The 18,516-nt window shown below is 67.0% G+C and carries 19 protein-coding genes and 1 pseudogene; 10 read left to right on the top strand and 10 right to left on the bottom strand.

The genetic code is table 11. The annotated features are described in order from the left end of the window. Positions 1-2: 2 nt before the first annotated feature. The 6 genes and pseudogenes from recR to EZM81_RS15600 all read right to left on the bottom strand — a co-directional run bounded on the left by recR (position 3) and on the right by EZM81_RS15600 (position 6,803). Positions 3-599 carry a recombination mediator RecR gene (gene recR, locus EZM81_RS15625; protein WP_135450877.1) on the bottom strand — a complete coding sequence of 199 codons (597 nt, stop codon included), beginning with the start codon at positions 597-599 and terminating at the stop codon, positions 3-5. Between the two features lies 1 nt (position 600). Further along, the gene (locus EZM81_RS15620) at positions 601-954 is read right to left on the bottom strand and encodes a YbaB/EbfC family nucleoid-associated protein (protein WP_135450876.1); all 354 of its coding nucleotides are present in this window, start codon (positions 952-954) and stop codon (positions 601-603) included. A 60-nt stretch (positions 955-1,014) separates the two neighbouring features. Beyond that, positions 1,015-2,781, bottom strand: coding sequence for a DNA polymerase III subunit gamma/tau (locus tag EZM81_RS15615; protein ID WP_248298244.1), 1,767 nt, complete (start codon positions 2,779-2,781; stop codon positions 1,015-1,017). Between the two features lie 215 nt (positions 2,782-2,996). Next, positions 2,997-3,614, bottom strand: a pseudogene (locus EZM81_RS15610) (IS5/IS1182 family transposase); the annotation flags it as partial. Between the two features lie 26 nt (positions 3,615-3,640). Further along, positions 3,641-5,098 (bottom strand): FAD-binding oxidoreductase, encoded by a 1,458-nt coding sequence (locus EZM81_RS15605; RefSeq protein ID WP_136646346.1) that lies wholly within the window; start codon positions 5,096-5,098, stop codon positions 3,641-3,643. Between the two features lie 40 nt (positions 5,099-5,138). Next, the gene (locus tag EZM81_RS15600) at positions 5,139-6,803 is read right to left on the bottom strand and encodes a DNA polymerase Y family protein (protein ID WP_136646345.1); all 1,665 of its coding nucleotides are present in this window, start codon (positions 6,801-6,803) and stop codon (positions 5,139-5,141) included. A 167-nt stretch (positions 6,804-6,970) separates the two neighbouring features. Here EZM81_RS15600 and EZM81_RS15595 point away from each other — a divergent pair, with 167 nt between their 5' ends. Continuing rightward, entirely contained in the window at positions 6,971-7,417 is a 447-nt protein-coding gene (locus tag EZM81_RS15595) for a cytochrome c (RefSeq protein ID WP_135450872.1), read from the top strand. Positions 7,418-7,558: 141 nt separating this feature from the next. Here the strand turns inward: EZM81_RS15595 and EZM81_RS15590 are convergent, their stop codons facing one another. Then, positions 7,559-7,819: an I78 family peptidase inhibitor gene (locus EZM81_RS15590; protein ID WP_136646344.1), complete on the bottom strand. Its 261-nt coding sequence runs from the start codon at positions 7,817-7,819 to the stop codon at positions 7,559-7,561. 72 nt (positions 7,820-7,891) lie between these two features. Between EZM81_RS15590 and EZM81_RS15585 the strand changes: the two genes are divergently transcribed. The 7 genes from EZM81_RS15585 to EZM81_RS15555 all read left to right on the top strand — a co-directional run bounded on the left by EZM81_RS15585 (position 7,892) and on the right by EZM81_RS15555 (position 13,990). After that, on the top strand, positions 7,892-9,022 hold the full coding sequence (locus EZM81_RS15585; protein WP_136646343.1) for an S-(hydroxymethyl)glutathione dehydrogenase/class III alcohol dehydrogenase: 1,131 nt from the start codon (positions 7,892-7,894) through the stop codon (positions 9,020-9,022). A gap of 120 nt (positions 9,023-9,142) precedes the next feature. Next, entirely contained in the window at positions 9,143-9,466 is a 324-nt protein-coding gene (locus EZM81_RS15580; RefSeq protein WP_136646342.1) for a hypothetical protein, read from the top strand. Positions 9,467-9,527: 61 nt separating this feature from the next. Then, a complete protein-coding gene (locus tag EZM81_RS15575) occupies positions 9,528-10,511 on the top strand; it encodes a hypothetical protein (RefSeq protein WP_136646341.1) in 984 nt (327 codons plus the stop codon). A gap of 185 nt (positions 10,512-10,696) precedes the next feature. Beyond that, on the top strand, positions 10,697-11,455 hold the full coding sequence (locus EZM81_RS15570) for a hypothetical protein (protein WP_136646340.1): 759 nt from the start codon (positions 10,697-10,699) through the stop codon (positions 11,453-11,455). 80 nt (positions 11,456-11,535) lie between these two features. Then, the gene (locus EZM81_RS15565) at positions 11,536-11,928 is read left to right on the top strand and encodes a hypothetical protein (protein ID WP_135450866.1); all 393 of its coding nucleotides are present in this window, start codon (positions 11,536-11,538) and stop codon (positions 11,926-11,928) included. Positions 11,929-12,090: 162 nt separating this feature from the next. Beyond that, positions 12,091-13,191 (top strand): acyltransferase, encoded by a 1,101-nt coding sequence (locus tag EZM81_RS15560; RefSeq protein WP_136646339.1) that lies wholly within the window; start codon positions 12,091-12,093, stop codon positions 13,189-13,191. A gap of 52 nt (positions 13,192-13,243) precedes the next feature. Further along, positions 13,244-13,990 carry an NYN domain-containing protein gene (locus EZM81_RS15555; RefSeq protein ID WP_135450864.1) on the top strand — a complete coding sequence of 249 codons (747 nt, stop codon included), beginning with the start codon at positions 13,244-13,246 and terminating at the stop codon, positions 13,988-13,990. Between the two features lie 2 nt (positions 13,991-13,992). Here the strand turns inward: EZM81_RS15555 and EZM81_RS15550 are convergent, their stop codons facing one another. From EZM81_RS15550 to EZM81_RS15540, 3 genes are all read right to left on the bottom strand, one after another. Beyond that, positions 13,993-14,856 carry a LysR substrate-binding domain-containing protein gene (locus EZM81_RS15550; protein WP_136646338.1) on the bottom strand — a complete coding sequence of 288 codons (864 nt, stop codon included), beginning with the start codon at positions 14,854-14,856 and terminating at the stop codon, positions 13,993-13,995. A 463-nt stretch (positions 14,857-15,319) separates the two neighbouring features. Next, on the bottom strand, positions 15,320-16,312 hold the full coding sequence (locus tag EZM81_RS15545) for an NAD(P)H-quinone oxidoreductase (protein WP_136646337.1): 993 nt from the start codon (positions 16,310-16,312) through the stop codon (positions 15,320-15,322). A gap of 16 nt (positions 16,313-16,328) precedes the next feature. Beyond that, entirely contained in the window at positions 16,329-17,000 is a 672-nt protein-coding gene (locus EZM81_RS15540) for a COQ9 family protein (RefSeq protein ID WP_136646336.1), read from the bottom strand. A gap of 108 nt (positions 17,001-17,108) precedes the next feature. Here EZM81_RS15540 and rpsU point away from each other — a divergent pair, with 108 nt between their 5' ends. Next, positions 17,109-17,315, top strand: a complete 207-nt coding sequence (gene rpsU / locus EZM81_RS15535) for a 30S ribosomal protein S21 (protein ID WP_081647654.1) — start codon at positions 17,109-17,111, stop codon at positions 17,313-17,315. A gap of 130 nt (positions 17,316-17,445) precedes the next feature. After that, a complete protein-coding gene (locus EZM81_RS15530; RefSeq protein WP_136646335.1) occupies positions 17,446-18,459 on the top strand; it encodes an SDR family NAD(P)-dependent oxidoreductase in 1,014 nt (337 codons plus the stop codon). Positions 18,460-18,516: the final 57 nt, after the last annotated feature.

Raw genomic sequence — 18,516 nt, 5'->3', positions numbered from 1 at the left:
GGTCAGAGTCGGCGCCGCGCCCGCAGGGCCGCGCCGATGGTGCCGTCGTCGAGATAGTCGAGTTCCCCGCCGATCGGCACGCCCTGCGCCAGGGTCGTGATCTGCGCATCGGTGCCGGCCAGCGCATCGGCAATGTAATGCGCGGTGGTCTGGCCATCGACCGTCGCGTTCAGCGCCAGGATCACCTCGCGGGTGCCTTCCGTGGCCACCCGCTCGACCAGACGCGGGATGCCCAGCTCATCGGGGCCGATCGCGTCCAGCGCAGACAGCGTGCCGCCCAGCACATGATATCGGCCTCGAAAGACCTGCCCCCGCTCCATCGCCCAGAGGTCGGCCACATCCTCGACCACGCAGATTTCACCCGTTGCGCGCGCGGGATCGGCGCAGATCGCGCAGGTCTCGGTGGTGGAGATGTTGCCGCAGACCTGACAGTCCTTCGCGGTCAATGCGACCTCGGCCATGGCCTGGGCAAGCGGTGCCATCAACTGCGCGCGCTTCTTCAACAGGACCAGCACCGCCCGCCGCGCTGACCGGGGACCAAGGCCGGGAAGCCGGGCCATCAGGTCGATCAAGGCCTCGATGCCGGTTTGGTCCACCATCTCAAAACGGCAGTTTCATGCCCGGCGGCACGCCCATGGCTTCGGCCAGCTTCGCCATTTCCGCCTCGGTCCGCTCACGCGCCTTCGCCTGCGCGTCACGGATCGCGGCAAGGATCAGATCCTCGACCACTTCCTTTTCCGACGCCACCAGGATCGAGGGGTCGATGTCCAGCCCCGTCACCTCGCCCTTGGCGGTGGCTCGGGCCTTTACCAGCCCCGCCCCGGCCTCGCCGATCACGACGGTGCGCGCCAGTTCCGCCTGAAGCTCGGCATATTTCGCCTGCATCTCGGTGGCGGCCTTCATCATCTTGGCCATGTCGCCAAGCCCGCCCAATCCGCCCAGACCTTTCAGCATGTCGTTCTCCGTCCGTTTCGTCCGAGATACGGTCCCGACCGCACCGGCGCAAGGTGGGCGTCATTCTTCAAAGGGATCCCAGTCCTCGTCCGTTTCGGGTTCGGCGGCTGGCATCGCCGACGAAGCAGCTTCGGCGGTCAGGGCTTCGGGGGTTCTGACCTCGGTGATCTTCGCGCCGGGAAAGGCTGTCAGGATCGCCTGGACCAGGGGGTTACCTGCTGCTTCCGCGCGCAGGCGTGCCAGTTCCAGATCCCGCGCCTCGGCGATCGTCGGGGCCCCGCCCGACGACACGACCGAAACGGCCCAGCGCGTGCCGGTCCAGCCCTGCAGACGCTGTCCAAGGCGTGCGGCCAGGTCGGATCTTGCACCGGGAGCGAGTTCGAATTCGATCCGTCCGGGCGAATAGCGCACCAGCCGCAGGCCGGTTTCCACCTCGTTCAGAAGCAGCATGTCGCGTCGGGACCGGATCAGTTCGACCACCGATTCAAAGGTCGCATAGACCTGCAGCTGCCCCGCAGCCAGCGCCGGGGCGGCGGCGGTCATGGTCGGGCCGAGGCTGGGGGCCGCATGGGCCGGCGCAAGGCGTGGGGCATGGACCGTGCCGCCGCCGTTGCCAATCCCCGTGCCGCCGCCCGCCGCGGCCCCACCCGGCATCGCGGGCGGGCGCGGGCTTTCGGACAGCTTCCTGACCAGCGTCTCGGGGTCGGGCAGGTCGGCGACATGGGTCAGACGGATCACCGCCATTTCGGCCGCCATCATCGCGTTCGGGGCCAGCGCCACCTCTTCGATGGCCTTCAAGAGCATCTGCCACATCCGCGTCAGCGCCCGCATCGGCAGGCGCGCCGCCATGTCCTGCCCGCGCGCCTGTTCGTCGGGCGGCGTGGTCGGATCCTCGGCCGAGGCCGGGTTGATCTTGATGACTGAAATCCAGTGCGTGATCTCGGCCAGGTCGCGCAGCACGGCCATCGGGTCGGCCCCGTCGGCATATTGCGCCGAAAGCTCCGCCAGCGCCGCAGCTGCGTCGCCCTTCATGATCAGATCGAAGAGGTCCAGCGTCCGGCCCCGGTCGGCCAGCCCCAGCATGGCGCGCACCTGGTCGCCGGTGGTTTCCCCCGCGCCATGGGCGATGGCCTGGTCCATCAGGCTCATCGCGTCGCGGACCGAGCCTTCGGCGGCGCGGGTGATCAGGGCCAGCGCCTCGGGGGCAAGCTTCGCGCCCTCGGCCTCGGCGACCTTCGCCAGATGGGCCATCATCACCTCGGGCTCGATCCGCTTCAGGTCGAAGCGCTGGCAGCGCGACAGGACCGTGACGGGAACCTTGCGGATCTCGGTGGTGGCGAAGATGAACTTCACATGCGCAGGCGGTTCCTCAAGCGTCTTGAGAAGCGCGTTGAAGGCCGCGGTGGACAGCATGTGCACTTCGTCGATGATGTAGACCTTGAAGCGCGCCGAGGCCGCCCGATAGTGGACCGAGTCGATGATCTCGCGGATGTCGCCGACCCCGGTTCGCGAGGCCGCGTCCATTTCCAGCACATCGACGTGGCGGCCCTCGGCGATGGCGCGGCAGGGCTCGCAGACCCCGCAGGGTTCGGTGGTGGGGCCGCCGGTGCCGTCGGGGCCGATGCAGTTCAGCCCCTTGGCGATGATGCGGGCGGTGGTGGTCTTGCCGACCCCGCGCACGCCGGTCATCACGAAGGCATGGGCGATCCGGTCTGCGGCGAAGGCGTTCTTCAGGGTGCGCACCATCGCCTCTTGCCCGATCAGGTCGGCAAAGGTCTGCGGGCGGTATTTGCGGGCAAGGACCTGATAGGCGGGCTGGTCTGACATGGACACTCCTGTTGCGGAAAGCTTAGACGCCTGGGGCAGAGGGGACAAGGTGAGAGGCCGGACCATGCCGAGCAGAAAGGAAATGATGTGAAAGCAGCTATTTGACTGATTGCCCTGCCGATCTTTCCGGCTGCGCCTGTAGCGCCGTGCGCAGCAGGTCTGGCGCCAGCACCGTCAAGGCGCGACGCCTTGAGTTTCAGATTTATTGATCTTCCAATCCAGAACAAGACGATTGCTGCAAGGTCTGCGCAGGCGAGGAAGGTCTTTGTGAAGCGGTCGTAGCGTAAAGCCTTTCCGACCGACTTCCGGCCCGGGATGCAGGGGCGCAACCCCGTGTCTTTCAACGCGTTGCGGAACCAGCCGGCGCTTTAGCCCCGATGGGCATTCAGCCATTCGGCGGCAGGCAGACTGCGCGGCAGGGGCGCAGCAGCGGTGCAGGCGCTGTCCTGGCCTGCGGCCATGAAGAACCGCAGCTGGCGCCCTCTCACGTCTGCAAAGGCCTACCGCCCGGTGTTCAGTGCACCCTTCAAGCACCCGATCAGGCGCCCGTGCCTGTCATAAGGTGCTCCTTTCGGCCCCAAGGCTTGATGCCTTGCGATACGTCGCGCCGATCATGGCGCCCCTCTCCCCGGTCCCTCCGCTTTCAGCGATTGCAGGGTGGTCTTCGGCAGTCATGCTCCCGACGCGCATCTCGCCATTGCAACCTGTCGCGATTGATGAAGACAATCCCGCTCGACCCGCGCCCATCATCGACGTGCGGCTTGCCCTGGCCCTTGGGAAAGAAGGGCGCCGCCCTCCATCTGCGTCCTGGACAGCGAGAATGGATTGCTCATCATCCCCGCCGGTTCGGGGGCCTGAATCACGCCGACCGTCCGCCATCAGGCGAAGCAACGGATCCTGACCCCTGGGGGGCCGGTATGACCTTGCCGGGGTTCATCCGGTTGTCCGGGTCCAGCGCCGCCTTGACTGCCCGCATCACCTCCAGCGCGACCGGGTTCTTCCGCCGCGCCATCGAGTTCAGCTTGGACAACCCTACCCCGTGTTCAGCCGAAAAACTGCCGCCAAGCTCGGCCACCACATCCTCGACCGTCTCCAGCGTGCGGTCCTTCAACACCGCATCCTCGCGTGTCGGGAACACGGTGAAGTGCAGGTTGCCATCGCCCAGATGCGCCACAGTCAGGCTGCGAAAACCTGGGTCGAGCGCCTCAAGCCGCTGCAGGGCTTCGGTCAGGAAGAATTCCACCCGATCCAGGGGCAGGCAGACATCGGTATCGACCACCGGTGTCAGGCCGACGCAGATTTCCGCCGCCGCCTCACGCCGCGCCCACATGGCCCGGCGCTGCTGTTCGTTGCGCGCCAGAACCGCGTCGGTCACCAGGCCCGCTTCCATCATCGCGGCCAGCACATGCTCCAGCAGGCCGACAAGCGGAATCTCTCCGGAACTGTCGGGCGTGGCCTCGGCGGGAACGGTGGTGGCCGCCTCGATCAGGATCGTTACCTCGGGGATATGGTCGAAGGGCAGGCCCAGGTCGGGCCGCGCCTCGCGCAGCCGTTCGGAATAGCTGCGCGGCATGAACTCGAAGGCCTCGACCCGGCCGCCCGTCGCCACCTGCATCCGGTTCAGAAGCACCAGCGCATCGGGCAGCGACCGCGCGGCCAGCGTCGCCGTGGCATAGGCCTTGGGCGCCGGGACCAGCTTCATCACCGCCGCGGTGATGATCCCCAGCGTGCCTTCCGCGCCGATGAACATCTGTTTCAGGTCATAGCCCGAATTGTCCTTGTGCAGCTCGCTCATCAGGTCCAGCACGCGCCCGTCTGCCAGCACCACCTCCAACCCCAGGCACAGCCCCCGGGTCGAGCCATAGCGCAGCACGTTCGACCCGCCCGCATTGGTGGACAGAACGCCTCCCAGCATTGCCGACCCCCGCGCGCCGAACCACAGGGGGAAATACAGCCCCTCCGCCTCGGCCGCGTCGTGCAGGCGCGACAAGATCACCCCGGCTTCGGCCACCACCAGGCGCGCGTCGCGCTTGACGGCGCGGATGCGGTTCATCCGCTCCAGGCTGACCATCAGCCCGCCCTTGGTCATCGTGCCGCCGACCAGCCCGGTATTGCCTCCGATCGGCACCACCGGCAGCCCATGGGCAGCGGCGATCTTCACGCAGGCCGCAACCTCGGCCGTGGAGGCAGGCCGCGCCACCGCGACCGGGGCGCCGTGATACTTGCCCATCCAGTCGCGCGCATGGCCAGCCGTATCAGCCCCGGTCAGCACGTTCGCCGCACCGATGGCCGCCTGAAGATCCTCGATCAAACCCATCACCGTCCCCCGTGTCGGGGCGAGCCTAATCCAGCGGCGCTCAGGGAAACAGCCCCTCGCAATACCAGCCGTCGGTCACCGCGCCGCCCCGGCCGTAGAAGAGCCACAGCTTCTCGCCGCCTTCCACCTCGACCCGCCAGTAGTCGCGTGCGCCGCCACGCCAGTCGGGATCCTCCAGCCACCATTCCGGCATCAGCCGCTCCGGTCCTGCCGCCATGCGCAGGGTGAAGTCGCGCCGCCGCCAGCGGAAGCGCGCGGGCGGTTCGGGGGTTTCGGGCGCGTCCACCGGCTCGGGCCGGAAGATGATCAGTGGGCGCGGCGTGGGGGATGCCGGCCAGGGTCCGTCATGCGCCTGGCTCCAGGCGGCCATCAGCACCTGCGCCGCCTTGGCCGGCACATGGCTGTCGGAAGGGGCAAGCCGCGTCACCGCCTCGTGCCCCAGCCGCGCGCCCAGCCGGCCGACCAGATCGTCCAGCGCATGGGCGCGGTCCGCTGCGCGGGCCATGGCCGCCGCCGTCACCTCCATCTGGCCGCGATGCTGGACCTGCACCATCGCCTCGGTCGCCAGCGCCTCGACCCGCAGGCAGTCGATCCCGAAGCCGGGGTCGATCTGGTCCAGCTTCAGATGCAGCAGCGGGCGGATGCGGTCGGGCGTGTCGGCGGCGCGGGCGAGACCGACCTCGATCACCGAGACCCCGCCATCGGCCCGGAAGGCCTGAACCGCCACCCGCCGCGCGCCCCGGCCGCGTTCGCGCAGCCGTTCGCAAAGGGGCGGCAGCAGCCGGTCGAGCGCCGCCTCGATATCCGACCGCAAGCCGATCGGGTCGGGCAGCGTCAGACGCACCGCGAAATGCAGCGGCGGGCGCGCGGGGGTGATGGGCTCCGGCTCCATCCCCATCGCCTGATCCAGCCGGCGCAGCGTGTCGGCGCCGAAGCGGCGGGCGAGTGCGGCGCGCGGCAGCTCCATCAGGTCGGCCACCCGCTTCAGCCCCAGCCGCATCAGCCGCTCGACCGTCGCGCCTTCCAGCCGCAGGGCGGCAAGCGGCAGGTCGGCCAGGGCCTCGCGCAAACCGCCCGGGGGGGCGATCACCGCAGCCTCCGCCCCCCGCGCCGTCACCGGGCGCGGCGGGCTGCCGCCCCGTTCCCAGCCCCGGCGCCTGGCGGCACGTGAGCGGGTGGCCCGCGCCTCCTGGTCGATCATGTCGCCCGACCGCAGCGGCGCCAACCCGGCCCGGGAATAGCGCGCCAGCCCCCAGGCCGCGCCCGGCGTGTCGGCGATGCCCGCCCGCACCGTCAGCCCCAGATCGGCGCAATCGCCCGCGACCTGCGCCAGCACCGCCTCTTCGCCCCCGAACAGATGCGCCGTTCCGGTCAGGTCGATCATCAGCCCGGCGGGCGGTTCCTCGGCCACCCAGGGCGAGAAGCGCCCCGCCCAGCGGCGAAGACCGGTCAGGAACCGTGCCTCGGCAAGCGGATCCTCGGCCACCGTCAAGAGGGCCGGGCAGATCGCCGTGGCATCGCGCAGGGCCTGGCCGGGCACCAGCCCTGCCGCCTCGGCCCCCGGCGACAGCGACACCAGCACCTGCGCGCCGCCCCTGTCGCCCACCACGGCCAGGGGCGGGGCGTCGATGTCCTGCCGGCGCCGCAGCACCCGTTCCGCCGCCAGCCGCGGAAACCACAGCGAAAGGATGCGACGCCCGGCCATCTCCGACTCTCTTGTTCGCTATATGTTCCTTATTGCCAGCTGATATGCGGCAGGTCGAGTCCCCCCTGCGACCCCGGATGACAACTGCGTGAGGGCCGGAAGCCCGCACTTCCGCGACGGACTGCCGCCCCTATACTTCCCCGGCAATCCAGCACGGGAGCCAAAGAATGAAACATGTCAAAGCCTTCGCCATCGGGGCCGTTCTGGCTGCCGGTGCCGCCTTTGCCCAGGATGTCGAACCCACCGATCCCAATGCCGTTGCCCGGTCCGAGCTGATGAAGCTGGTGGGCATGAACACGGGCATCCTTGGCAACATGGCCCAGGGCAAGGATCCCTATGATGCCGCCAAGGCCGAGGCGGCCAAGGCCGCCCTGATCGAGGCCGCAGGCAAGATCGAGGCCACCTTCGCCGAACAGGGCGGGGCCGACCCGGCCTCCGAGGCCAAGCCCGAGATCTGGGCGAACTGGGATGACTTCCTGGCCAAGGCCAAGGCCATGGGCGATGCCGCTGGCGCCATCGACGTCGCCTCGGTCGAAAGCATCGGCGCGGGCATGGGTGCCATCGGCGGCACCTGCCGCGACTGCCATTCCACATACCGCGTGATGAAGAACTGATCCGGCCCACTGGGCAGGATACAGGGCCCCGGTCCGATCCGGCCGGGGCCTTCTGCTGCCGCAGCCGATCACCCCAACCTTGCCGCAGCCGTTCCGCTGACGGTCATCTAAGGTGTTCAGAGTAACGCCAGAGGGCGCGGATCAGCCGCAGACCACCCGCTCGATCACGTCGCGCCGGTCCAGCCAGAAGTTCAGCCTGTCGGCGCGGTAGTCCATCGTCACTGCCATGCCATGCTGGATCACCCGCACGTCTTGGGAAAACCGCATCCCGTCCAGCATCACCCCGGGCTTGCCCACCAGATACTGATAGGCCGATGCACCGCAGGCGTCGGGGGGCTCGGTCACCACGCAGGCGGCCAGCAGCGGCGCGGCAAGCGCAAGGGCGACAATCGCATGTCTCATGGTCGTTTCCTGAATTGCCTTTCGCGGCAGTCTGTCACACCTTGGCCCGGACCATAAGGGAGGGAAAACCTGATGCGCACACGTGCCGCCGTCGCCGTCGCCGCCGGAAAACCGCTTGAAATCATGGAAGTGAACCTCGACGATCCGAAAGAGGGCGAGGTTCTGGTCGAGATCAAGGCCACCGGCATCTGCCATACCGACGAATTCACGCTGTCTGGCGCCGACCCCGAAGGCATCTTCCCCTCGATCCTGGGGCACGAAGGCGCGGGGGTGGTGGTGAAGTGCGGCCCCGGCGTCAAGACGCTGAAACCGGGGGATCACGTCATCCCGCTTTACACCCCCGAATGCCGGGAATGCCCCTCGTGCCTTTCACGCAAGACCAACCTCTGCACCGCGATCCGCGACACGCAGGGCAAGGGGCTGATGCCGGACGGAACGACGCGGTTCTCGATGCTCGACGGCACGCCGATCTATCACTACATGGGCTGCTCGACCTTCGCCAACCACACGGTCCTGCCGGAAATCGCGCTGGCGAAGGTGCGCGAGGACGCGCCCTTCGACAAGATCTGCTACATCGGCTGCGGCGTGACCACCGGGGTCGGCGCGGTGCTGAACACCGCCAATGTCGAGGCCGGGGCGACGGCGGCAGTGTTCGGCCTGGGTGGAATCGGGCTGAACGTGATCCAGGGGCTGAAGCTGGCGGGCGCCGACAAGATCATCGGCATCGACATCAACGACGACAAGGAGGAATGGGGCCGCCGCTTCGGCATGACCCATTTCGTCAACCCCACCAAGATCGAGGGCGACATCGTTCCCCACATCGTCAACATGACGAAGACCCCCTTCGACAAGATCGGCGGCGTCGACTACTCGTTCGACTGCACCGGCAACGTCAAGGTGATGCGGGCGGCGCTGGAATGCACCCATCGCGGCTGGGGCCAGTCGATCATCATCGGGGTGGCTCCGGCCGGGGCGACGATCGAGACGCGGCCCTTCCAGCTGGTCACCGGCCGGGTCTGGAAAGGCACTGCCTTCGGCGGCGCGCGCGGCCGGACCGACGTGCCGAAGATCGTGGACTGGTACATGGACGGCAAGATCGAGATCGACCCGATGATCACCCACATCCTCACGCTGGACGAGATCAACAAGGGCTTCGACCTTATGCATCAGGGCAAGTCGATCCGCTCGGTGGTGGTGTTCTGATTAGGCGCAACGCGGGCAAGGATATGAATACCTGACTTGGTGCGTGGCCTGACTGGCGCGATCCTCTGTTCCGGCCGGTGATTTTGCGGCCGGTCTTTCTTGAGGATATAGGAGCAAACCATGTCAGACATGTCCCGGGGCCAGGTTTCGGCCCTTCTGCCCGCGGTCCTAGTCGCCTCGGGCCTTTCGCTTGCCGCATCCGGTCCCGCACTGGCGGTGGGATCGGTCGTCCTGCCCGCCACCGGAGAGCTGCCTGCCGTCATGCAGGCGCTGCCGCAGGGCTTTGCGATCCCCGACCGGCTGGCCGCCTATGAACGCGAGCAGGCCCAAGAGACCCAGGTCGCCATGCGCTTTCTGGACTGGCTCTTCGGGGACGAGCCGGTGAACCGCTGCGGCACCACCTCGGGCTGCCGCTCGGGCTGGGACGACAGCGACTGCTTCTAGGCCGTCCTGCCGGGGCACGCAGGCCGCGTGCCCCGGTGTATTCGCCGAAAGGACTTTTCCGATGACCAGACCCCCCCGCCTTGCGGTCGTGACCGTGGCCGATGACCTGCATGCCCATGTCCTGCGCAAGGTTCTGCGCGACCGCCACGCCTGCGACCTTGCCATCATCCATTCCGACCGCCTGGCCGCCACCGGCCTGGTGAACTGGTCCGCCGATGCCGCGCGCCCCGCCACGCTGCCCGATTGCGACGGCCGCCCGGTGGATCTGACGGCGCTGGACCTGATCTGGTGGCGCCGTCCTTCGGGCAAGGGCTGGAACCCGAACTCGGGCTTCCTGGCCAGCGTCACCGACGAGGCCGCCCGCGACCTGATCTACAACGACTGCGTGGCCGCGCTGAACGGGCTGGTGCAGACCGACTTCCGTGGAGCCTGGGTCAACCATCCCGAAGCCACCCGCCGGGCCGAGATGAAATTCGTCCAGCTGCGCGCCGCGCATCAGGCCGGGCTGAAGGTGCCGCGCACGCTGATCAGCCAGAACCCGCAGGAAATCCGTGCCTTCTGCGCGGGGGGGCGGATGATCGTGAAGGCCATCGCCGGCACCGTGAAGACGCCCCTGATGGCCCAGCCGGTCACGCCTGCGCTTCTGGCCAACGACGCCGCGCTGAGCCTGTCGCCCGCGATCTGGCAGGAACATATCGACGGCACCCGGCACCTGCGCGTCCATGTCTTCGGCGACCGGATCGTCGCGGCTGAGCTCGACTGCCCGGAACTCGACTGGCGCGTTCACCTGGAAAAGACCGCCGTCAGCCCGGTCGGGCTTGACCCCGGCCTGACCGCGGCCTTGCGCCGGGTCATGGGTGCGCTGGACCTGCGGATGGGAATCTTCGACCTCAAGATCGACCCCGAGGGCCAGGTCTGGTGGCTGGAGGTCAACCCCCAGGGTCAGTTCCTGTTCATCGAGGGCATGTCCGGCCTTCCGCTGGCCGAACCCTTCTCCGCCTTCCTGCTGGACGAGGCCGACCGCCCCGCGGCCCGCGCCGCCTGACTTGCGTCCGGCTCTGGCTGGGCTAACCTGACCCAATGCGCAGCCTGACCCCTTCCGCCGCAACCACGCCTCCGGACCGGGCCGCGCAGGCGCGCACAAACCCTGTGCTGCCACACAGCCGATGCAGCGAAGGCCTTCGCCTTGGCGCGTGACCGACGGCTGATCCGCGGCAGGGTGGTCGGTTGATGCCTGGCAGACCGCAGGTGGTGGCAGCCCCCGGCCCGGGGCCGTGGAAACGCCGTCAGATCCGCATCCTGGGATGGCTGGCGGGATTCTGGCTGGTGTCGGATCTGTGCTATTATTTTGTCCTGCCCGCGCTGGACATAGGCACCGATTACAACGCCAATCCGCTGCCGGTTGCGACCTTCTACCTGTTCTGGTCGGGTCTGGCCGCCATCGTGTTCTGGCCGCTCTATTCGCGCTGGAACGCCGACGGCCCCTTTCCCACGCTGCGCAACCGAGTGCTGGCCGCGACGATCTGGATTGCCGCCTTTGCCGCCGCCATCGCCTTCCTGCACTGGGGCCTGCCTGCCCTGCCCAAGGCCACCTGGCCTGCCGAACTGGGCGAGGCACCCGACCTTCTGCTGGCCACGCCGGCCTATTTCTTCCCCAAGACGGTCGAGATCCTGTTTCAGCAGCTTCTGGTACTGGCGATGATCGTCAGCCTGTCGATGGACGGCCTGCCGATGCGCACGCTGGCCCGGTTCTCTGCGCTGCTGTTCGGGGGCATGCACCTGCTGCTGGCGCTGTCCGGCCTGCCGCCGCGCGCGGTTCTCATCTTCCTTGGCGCTTCCAGCCTGTTCGGGGCGCTTCTGCCCTGGCTGATCCTGCGGACGCGCTTCGGCATCGCCGCCGCCTTCAGCCTGCACTGGGCCTTCTATGCCCTGGTTCTGGCCCAGGCGCGGCTGTTCGGCCCCCATGTCAGCCAGTCTGTCGTCGGCTAGACAAGCTCCCGACCATCGCCGTTGCCTTGTCCGCCGGGCTTTCGCCGCTACCATCGTGGGCACCTGTTCCGGTCCTGCCCATGCGCATCTGTCTTGCCCTTCCTGCCGCCGCCGGCCTCGCTGCCTTTCCGGCCCTGGCCGAGCCGCCCCGCATCAGCCTTGTCTTCGGCACCGACACGCTGGAAGCCCAGGCCGAAGACATCCGGGCCGTGCGTCGCATCGACGAGGCGCGCGGCTCTGCGCTGTTCATCCGCCTTTCACCGGCCTTCGATGCCGCCATGCTGGCGCTGACCTCTGCCCATGTCGGCGACACCGGCCGGCTGATGATCTGTGCCGAAACGGTGGTCGAGCCGGTCCTGCACGCGCCTATCGGCGAGGCGGTCTTCGTCATCTCCGACACCGACACCGCGCGGATCGACCGGCTTGAGGCCCTGCTTGCCGGCCCGTCCTGTGCCGAGGTGCCCGACGGCTGACCACCATGCCCGGGGCACCACCCGGACACCCTCTGGACAGCATTCCCCGGCCCTGCATAAATCACCGCAGGAGGTGACATGCCCATGCCCCGTTGCCCTGTCATTGGATGCTTGCCTGATCGGCACTAGGTGAGGTCGCAGCACAGGTTCAGGTCCCTGATCATGTCGGTGGGAACACTCGCACAGCGGAGCGGCGTTCGAGAGGAGGGAGCAGGTCGCCGGGCACAGATCGACGGGCTGCGCGCCCTGGCCATGATCGGTGTCCTGTACGTTCACCTTTACGACAAGAACCCGTTGACCGAGGGGCTGAGGGTGGCGCTGTTCTTTGTCGTCAGCGGCTTTCTGATCACACACATCCTCTACACCGCAAAGGAACGTGGCGGGCAGATCCGCATTCTGAACTTCTATGTCCGGCGCGCCCTGCGCCTGTTTCCGGCGTTGTGCATTCTGGTCGGTCTTGCAGCGTTTTTCGACATTGACGGTTTCCGCAGCGAGGCGCTGTGGCACCTTGCCCAACTGTCGAATGTGCGCTTCGTGATGATCGAGGCCTACCAGCCCTGGGTGCTCAGCCATCTGTGGAGCCTGAACGTGCTGGAACAGTTCTACCTGGTCTGGCCGGTCGTCATCCTGCTTCTGCCGTTGCCGCGCATTTATGTGGTGACGCTGGTCCTGATCACCGCCTTGACCTTCGTGTTTGCGAATGCCGAAGCCATGGGGATCAGCGGATGGGTCAAGCAACTTGTCCTTAGCGGGGCGCCTATTGCCTTCGGGGCCTTCGCCTATCTTCTGCAGCGCAACGACGCAGTTCGTCAGGTCGTTGTCACCCCGCTGGCGCTGGTGACAAGCATCGCGGTTCTGTTTTCGCCGCTTCTGCTGTGGGAAGGGTTCGGCAACAGCGACAGCTACCGCATCCTCAGCATGCCGGCCCTGGCAGTGATTGTTGTTGGGGCATTTCAAGGGTTTCGGGGGCCGGTCGGCTGGTTGCTTGGTTCCAGGCCGGCACGGTTCCTCAGTCAGATCAGCTATGGTGTCTACATGTATCACATGCTGGTCTGGTGGGCTGTGGGCGAGGCGTTTCCGGACCTCTATCAACGCGACCTGCGGACCTTTCTGGTGATCACCCTACTGACGATGGTCGCGGCCACATTGTCGTGGTATCTGATTGAAGAGCCGATTTCCCGGCTCAAGCGTCATTTCCCCACCTCGACCCCGAACAGGGCCGTGCGGGGGGATGGCGGATTTGATTTCCCGGCACCAACCTAGGGCTGCACCTTAGGCAGCGCCCAAAGGCCAGCCAGCAAAGCAACAGGACCACATGCCCGCAGACCCGAACCGCGCCCCGCGCCTGGCCGTTCTGATCGACGCCGACAACATCCCCGCCCGCCATATCGAGGCGGTGCTGGACGAACTCGCCGCCTATGGCGAGCCCTCGGTCCGCCGGGTCTATGGCGACTGGTCCTCGCAGGCGCTGTCGCAATGGAAGGAAAAGGCCCGCAATCTGGGCCTCGTCATGCACCAGCAATCGGCCAACACGAAGGGCAAGAACGCCAGCGACATCGGCCTTGTCATCGATGCGATGGACATCCTGCATGCCGGCAAGGTCGATGGCTTCGTGCTGGTGTCGTCGGACAGCGACTTCACCCGGCTGGCCAGCCGCATCCGCGAGGACGGGCTGCAGGTCATCGGGGTGGGCGAGAAGAAGACGCCCGAATCCCTGCGTAACGTCTGCAACCGTTTCCTGTTCCTCGAAAACATCGCCAACCCGCCCGAACCTGCCCCCGACACGCCGACCCCGGCCAAGCCTGCGAAGGAACCGGCAAAGGCCGAAAAGGATCCGCCGTCCAAGGCGATCCCGCTTGTCCTTGCCGCGATGAAGAAGATCGGGATCGAGGAAGACACCTATTCGCTCGGGCAGCTTGGCCAGGTGCTGACCCAGCTCTACCCCGATTTCGACAGCCGCAGCTACGGCTGCCAGAAACTCTCCGACCTCCTCAAGCGCACCGGCCGCTTCGAGGTGCTGAAGGGCGAGGGCAACCACCTGATCGTGCGCGATAAGGCCTGAGCCTAGAAGATCGTCGCCAGCCAGTCAGCAAACGCCGTCACCGCCGGCCGTCGCGGACCCTTGGGCAGCACCAGCGCATAGGTCACGACCGGCAGGCCGGACAGCGGCAGCCGCACCAGCCGCCCGGCCTCCAGATCGGCGCGGCAGATGATCTCGGTCGCGGTGGCCGCGCCCAGACCCTGCCGGCAGGCCGACATCTCGAGATGCGGACTGCCGACCTCCACCCGCCGCAGCCGGTCCGGGTCAAGGCCCGTGCCCGCCACCTCGGCCAGTTCCAGATGCCGGTCCGCGCCCATCACCCAGGGCATGTCCTGCGGATGCAGGCCACGGGCCAGCAGCGACGGCGCACAGACCGCGATCACGGGCGACCGGCAGAGCGGCCGGATCTCTTCGTCCGGGGCCTCTTCCCAGCCGTCGGAGAGAGCGCGGATTGCCATGTCGAAACCGTCACGCGCCAGGTCGATCCTTGCCGGGCTGGGCGATAGCGCCACCTCGACGCCGGGGTGCCGTGCCCAGAACTCGGGCAGGCGCGGCATGACATGGGTTTCGGCGATGAATGTCGTGGTGGTGACCCGGACGATCCTTCGCGCCTCGCGCTGGCGCAGGGCCTCGACCCCCGCCGCAATTGCTCCGAACCCTTCGGCCAGCGACCGCGCCAGCGCCTCGCCCGCCCCTGTCAGTGCCACGGTCCGCCCCGCACGGCGCACCAGCTGCACCCCCAGGTCGGCCTCCAGGGCGCGCACCGCCTGCGTTACCGCGGCGTGGGTGACGTTCAGCACACGGCCTGCCTCGGCAAAACTGCCGGCCCGGGCGGTGGCATCGAAGGCCCGCAACAACGACAGGGAAGGCAGGTCGCGCCATCGCATGACGTAATTTCATCTTACGTTCTGGGGATATTCCTGAGTCACGTTAGCCCGATATTTCTGGCATTCCAATCGGGAACATCTGGCCTGGAACGTAAGCCATGCATGGCGTGAACCTCGACCTTCTGCAAACTACCCCCTACCATGCCGACGGCACGCCGCGCGATCGGCACGCCTTTCATCGCGCCGAACACCGCAAAGCCCTGCGCGAGACGCGGCAGGCCCGCAGGGGGGCGGTGATGGCACGACTGCTGACCTGGTTTCATGCACGGACATGCCGTCCCTCAGCGGTGCGGGTGCCAGACAGGTGCTAGGCTGGCAACGACCGTCCATGGCTTCGCCAAGCCTCGCGCCCTGCGACGAGAAGACGAAGCCGCACAAGGCGCGGCCCGCAGGCAGACCCGCCCGTTCCAATCCCGGATAAGGCCGGGGCAACAGAGATGATGCCTGCAGAGGCAGAAGGAACCTAGTCCTGCACCTTCAGGACAATCTTGCCGACATGTGCGCCTGATTCCATCCGCCGATGTGCGGCGGCGGCATTGCGCAGGTCGAATTCGCTGTCCACCACGACCGTGAGCGCGCCCCGGGCGATCATGGGCCAGATGTTTTCTTCGACTTCGCGCGCGATGCGGGCCTTGGCCAGATCAGACTGCGGCCGCAGGGTCGAGCCGGTCAGCGTCAGCCGCCGCATCATCAGCTCGGCAAAGTTCAGCGTCACCTTCGGCCCCTGCAGAAAGGCGATCTGCACCAGCCGCCCGTCATCGGCCAGGGCCTTGATGTTGCGCTCGATATAGGGTCCGCCCACCATGTCCAGGATCAGATCCGCCCCGCCCTGTTCCTTAAGGACGGCCACGAAATCCTGCGACCGGTGATTGATCGCCACCTCGGCGCCAAGCTCGTGGCAGACCTGGCATTTCTCGTCCGTTCCGGCCGTGGCGAAAACCCTGGCCCCCAGCGCGCGTGCCATCTGAATCGCCGTCGTGCCGATGCCGGAGGTGCCACCGTGCACCAGAAACCGCTCTCCCGCCTTCAGTCGCCCGCGCATCACCACGTTCGACCAGACGGTAAAGCAGGTTTCCGGCAGGCAGGCGGCCTCGCGCAGGGACAGGCCCAGCGGGATCGGCAGGGCGTGCGCCTCATGGGTGACGGCATATTCGGCATAGCCGCCGCCCGGCAAAAGCGCGCAGACCTGATCGCCGATCTGCCAGCGCGTCACCCCCGGGCCCACCTCGACCACCGTGCCCGAACATTCCAGCCCCGGCAGCGGCGAGGCCGAGGGCGGTGGCGCATAGGCCCCGGCGCGTTGCAGCGCGTCGGGCCGGTTTACCCCGGCCCAGGCGACGCGGATGATGATCTGGCCATGGCCGGGCACGGGGACGGGCACCGAACAGGGCTGCAAGACTTCGGGCCCACCGGGGGCAGGGATTTCGACAGCCAGCATCGAATGCGAAAGGGTCATCACAAGATCTTTCAGGTCAGCGCGGGAAGCGTCCGGGCAGGTTGTCGGGAAGCCTGGGGGCGCGAATGCGGTCGAAGACCTTCATCGGGCCTGAGGCCAGCGCCTTGCCCAGCGGATTTTCCCGGACCTTCGTCTTCAGCTTCTCGAACTGCATCACGCCTTCTATTCGGCGGTCCAGGAAATCCCAGGTCGCCTGATGCCCTGGCGAATCGTCGCCCAGCCAATACAGGACCGTCGCCCCGTAGACCGCCGACAGCGTCGCGCGTTTGGTGTACCAGTTCACGTCGCGCGAGGTATCGCCCAGGGCAGTCCAGATCCGGTCTGCTGTGGACCAGATCGCCCGCGCCCCGTCGGGCGCATGTTGTGGCAAGGAGAACAGGGTTGCCCCGCGCCGCACCAGTTCGCGATCCGCAAGCTCCAGCCTTGTGCGGACCGCGGTGGCGATGCGGTCGCGGAAACGCATGGCCGACAGGTCCATGCTTGCAAGGCGCGCCGCCATCTCGGCGTCGCCCCGCGCGTGATAGGCCAGCGCCAGATCGACGCCGCCCCTTGGGTAAAGGGCCCGGGCCAGCGCAAGGTCAACCCCGGCATCCGATGCCGCGGCGCGCAGGGTGCGTTCGGACCAGCCATCGAAGGGCACATGCGACAGGGCCGCATCCAGCAGCCGGTCCTTCATGTCATCGGTCATCCGCTTCTCCGTTCCCTCTGGCGGTGGACAAGCCCCGCCCCCTTTGTTATAGGGCGCAGGCCTGCACATCATAGTGCAACTCTAGCTTAGGAAGGTGGTGACAACCACATGCAGGTCAGCGTCCGCGACAACAACGTCGAACAGGCTCTTCGTGCCCTGAAGAAGAAACTTCAGAGGGAAGGGGTGTTTCGCGAAATGAAGCTCAAGCAGCATTTCGAGAAGCCCTCGGTCAAGAAGGCACGGGAACAGGCCGAAGCGATCCGTCGCGCAAGGAAACTTGCCCGGAAAAAGCTTCAGCGTGAAGGCGGTCTGTAAGACACCGCGACACTGGGGCAGCGATGCCCGATCGATCAACCCCCGTCCCGATGGTCGGGGGTTTTTCGTTGCCCGCTTGACTTTCCCGCACCGGAAGGGGAACGGCTGAAGCCGCAAGAAGGGGCGGAAGATGCGCACAGTCCTGATCACCGGAACCGCCGGGTTCATCGGCTTTCATCTGGCAAAGGCCCTGCTGGCCGAAGGCTTCCGGGTCGTCGGCTATGACGGGATGACCGCCTATTACGACCCTGCCCTGAAACGCGCACGGCATCAGATCCTGCTGCAATCCCCCGGCTTCAGCTGCGAGGAAGGGATGCTGGAGGACATGCCCCGCCTGCAGGCGCTGGTCCGGCGCGAACGCCCTGACATCATCGTCAACCTCGCGGCCCAGGCCGGCGTGCGCTATTCGCTGGAAAATCCACGGTCCTATGTCGAAGCGAACCTGGTGGGCGCCTTCAACGTGCTGGAATGTGCCCGCGACCTTGGGGTGAGCCACCTGCTGATGGCCTCCACCTCGTCGGCTTATGGCGCCAATACCGAGATGCCCTTCGTCGAAACGCAGAAGACCGCCCATCCCCTGACGCTTTACGCCGCGACCAAGCAGGCGAACGAGGCGATGACGCATGCCTATGCGCATCTGTGGAAGCTGCCGACCACGTTGTTCCGCTTCTTCACCGTGTACGGGCCCTGGGGGCGGCCGGACATGGCGCTGTTCAAGTTCGTCAGGGCCGCGCTGGCAGGCGAGCCGATCGAGGTCTACAACCATGGCCGGATGGCGCGCGACTTCACCTATGTCACCGACCTGGTGCGCGGCATCCGCTTGCTGATCGATACCCCGCCGGTAGAGCCGGCCAGTCCCGAGGACATCCAGCCCGGCGACAGCCTCAGCCCCGTCGCGCCTTGGCGGATCGTGAACATCGGAAACTCGACCCGCGTGCCGCTGATGACGTTCATCGACGAGATAGAGCGCGCCTTGGGCTTTCCGGTTGCGAAGGAATTCAAGGAGATGCAGAAGGGCGATGTGCCGGAGACCTGGGCCGATTGCAGCCTGTTGCAACGCCTGACCGGCTATCGCCCGGAAACCGGCGTGCGCGAGGGCGTGGCAGCCTTTGTCGCCTGGTATCGCGACTATTACCAGGTCTGACCCCGACCCAGGATGCGCCCCGCGCCGCCCCCTTGTGGAAGGGGATAGGGGGTGATG

This window comes from Tabrizicola sp. YIM 78059 (assembly GCF_004959785.1).
GTDB lineage: Bacteria > Pseudomonadota > Alphaproteobacteria > Rhodobacterales > Rhodobacteraceae > Tabrizicola > Tabrizicola caldifontis.
The sequence above is the reverse complement of the archived record's forward strand: the minus strand, read 5'-3'. Positions and strand labels throughout refer to the sequence as shown.

What these genes read in the sequence shown, in the direction of transcription:
- EZM81_RS15540 (WP_136646336.1), bottom strand. Translation starts at nt 17,000, where the DNA reads ATGACCGATGACATGAAGGACCGGCTGCTGGATGCGGCCCTGTCGCAT.
- EZM81_RS15595 (WP_135450872.1), top strand. Translation starts at nt 6,971, where the DNA reads ATGAAACATGTCAAAGCCTTCGCCATCGGGGCCGTTCTGGCTGCCGGT.
- recR (WP_135450877.1), bottom strand. Translation starts at nt 599, where the DNA reads ATGGTGGACCAAACCGGCATCGAGGCCTTGATCGACCTGATGGCCCGG.
- EZM81_RS15560 (WP_136646339.1), top strand. Translation starts at nt 12,091, where the DNA reads ATGTCGGTGGGAACACTCGCACAGCGGAGCGGCGTTCGAGAGGAGGGA.
- rpsU (WP_081647654.1), top strand. Translation starts at nt 17,109, where the DNA reads ATGCAGGTCAGCGTCCGCGACAACAACGTCGAACAGGCTCTTCGTGCC.
- EZM81_RS15565 (WP_135450866.1), top strand. Translation starts at nt 11,536, where the DNA reads ATGCGCATCTGTCTTGCCCTTCCTGCCGCCGCCGGCCTCGCTGCCTTT.
- EZM81_RS15550 (WP_136646338.1), bottom strand. Translation starts at nt 14,856, where the DNA reads ATGCGATGGCGCGACCTGCCTTCCCTGTCGTTGTTGCGGGCCTTCGAT.
- EZM81_RS15605 (WP_136646346.1), bottom strand. Translation starts at nt 5,098, where the DNA reads ATGGGTTTGATCGAGGATCTTCAGGCGGCCATCGGTGCGGCGAACGTG.
- EZM81_RS15590 (WP_136646344.1), bottom strand. Translation starts at nt 7,819, where the DNA reads ATGAGACATGCGATTGTCGCCCTTGCGCTTGCCGCGCCGCTGCTGGCC.
- EZM81_RS15620 (WP_135450876.1), bottom strand. Translation starts at nt 954, where the DNA reads ATGCTGAAAGGTCTGGGCGGATTGGGCGGGCTTGGCGACATGGCCAAG.
- EZM81_RS15545 (WP_136646337.1), bottom strand. Translation starts at nt 16,312, where the DNA reads ATGACCCTTTCGCATTCGATGCTGGCTGTCGAAATCCCTGCCCCCGGT.
- EZM81_RS15580 (WP_136646342.1), top strand. Translation starts at nt 9,143, where the DNA reads ATGTCAGACATGTCCCGGGGCCAGGTTTCGGCCCTTCTGCCCGCGGTC.
- EZM81_RS15575 (WP_136646341.1), top strand. Translation starts at nt 9,528, where the DNA reads ATGACCAGACCCCCCCGCCTTGCGGTCGTGACCGTGGCCGATGACCTG.
- EZM81_RS15555 (WP_135450864.1), top strand. Translation starts at nt 13,244, where the DNA reads ATGCCCGCAGACCCGAACCGCGCCCCGCGCCTGGCCGTTCTGATCGAC.
- EZM81_RS15530 (WP_136646335.1), top strand. Translation starts at nt 17,446, where the DNA reads ATGCGCACAGTCCTGATCACCGGAACCGCCGGGTTCATCGGCTTTCAT.
- EZM81_RS15615 (WP_248298244.1), bottom strand. Translation starts at nt 2,781, where the DNA reads ATGTCAGACCAGCCCGCCTATCAGGTCCTTGCCCGCAAATACCGCCCG.
- EZM81_RS15570 (WP_136646340.1), top strand. Translation starts at nt 10,697, where the DNA reads ATGCCTGGCAGACCGCAGGTGGTGGCAGCCCCCGGCCCGGGGCCGTGG.
- EZM81_RS15585 (WP_136646343.1), top strand. Translation starts at nt 7,892, where the DNA reads ATGCGCACACGTGCCGCCGTCGCCGTCGCCGCCGGAAAACCGCTTGAA.
- EZM81_RS15600 (WP_136646345.1), bottom strand. Translation starts at nt 6,803, where the DNA reads ATGGCCGGGCGTCGCATCCTTTCGCTGTGGTTTCCGCGGCTGGCGGCG.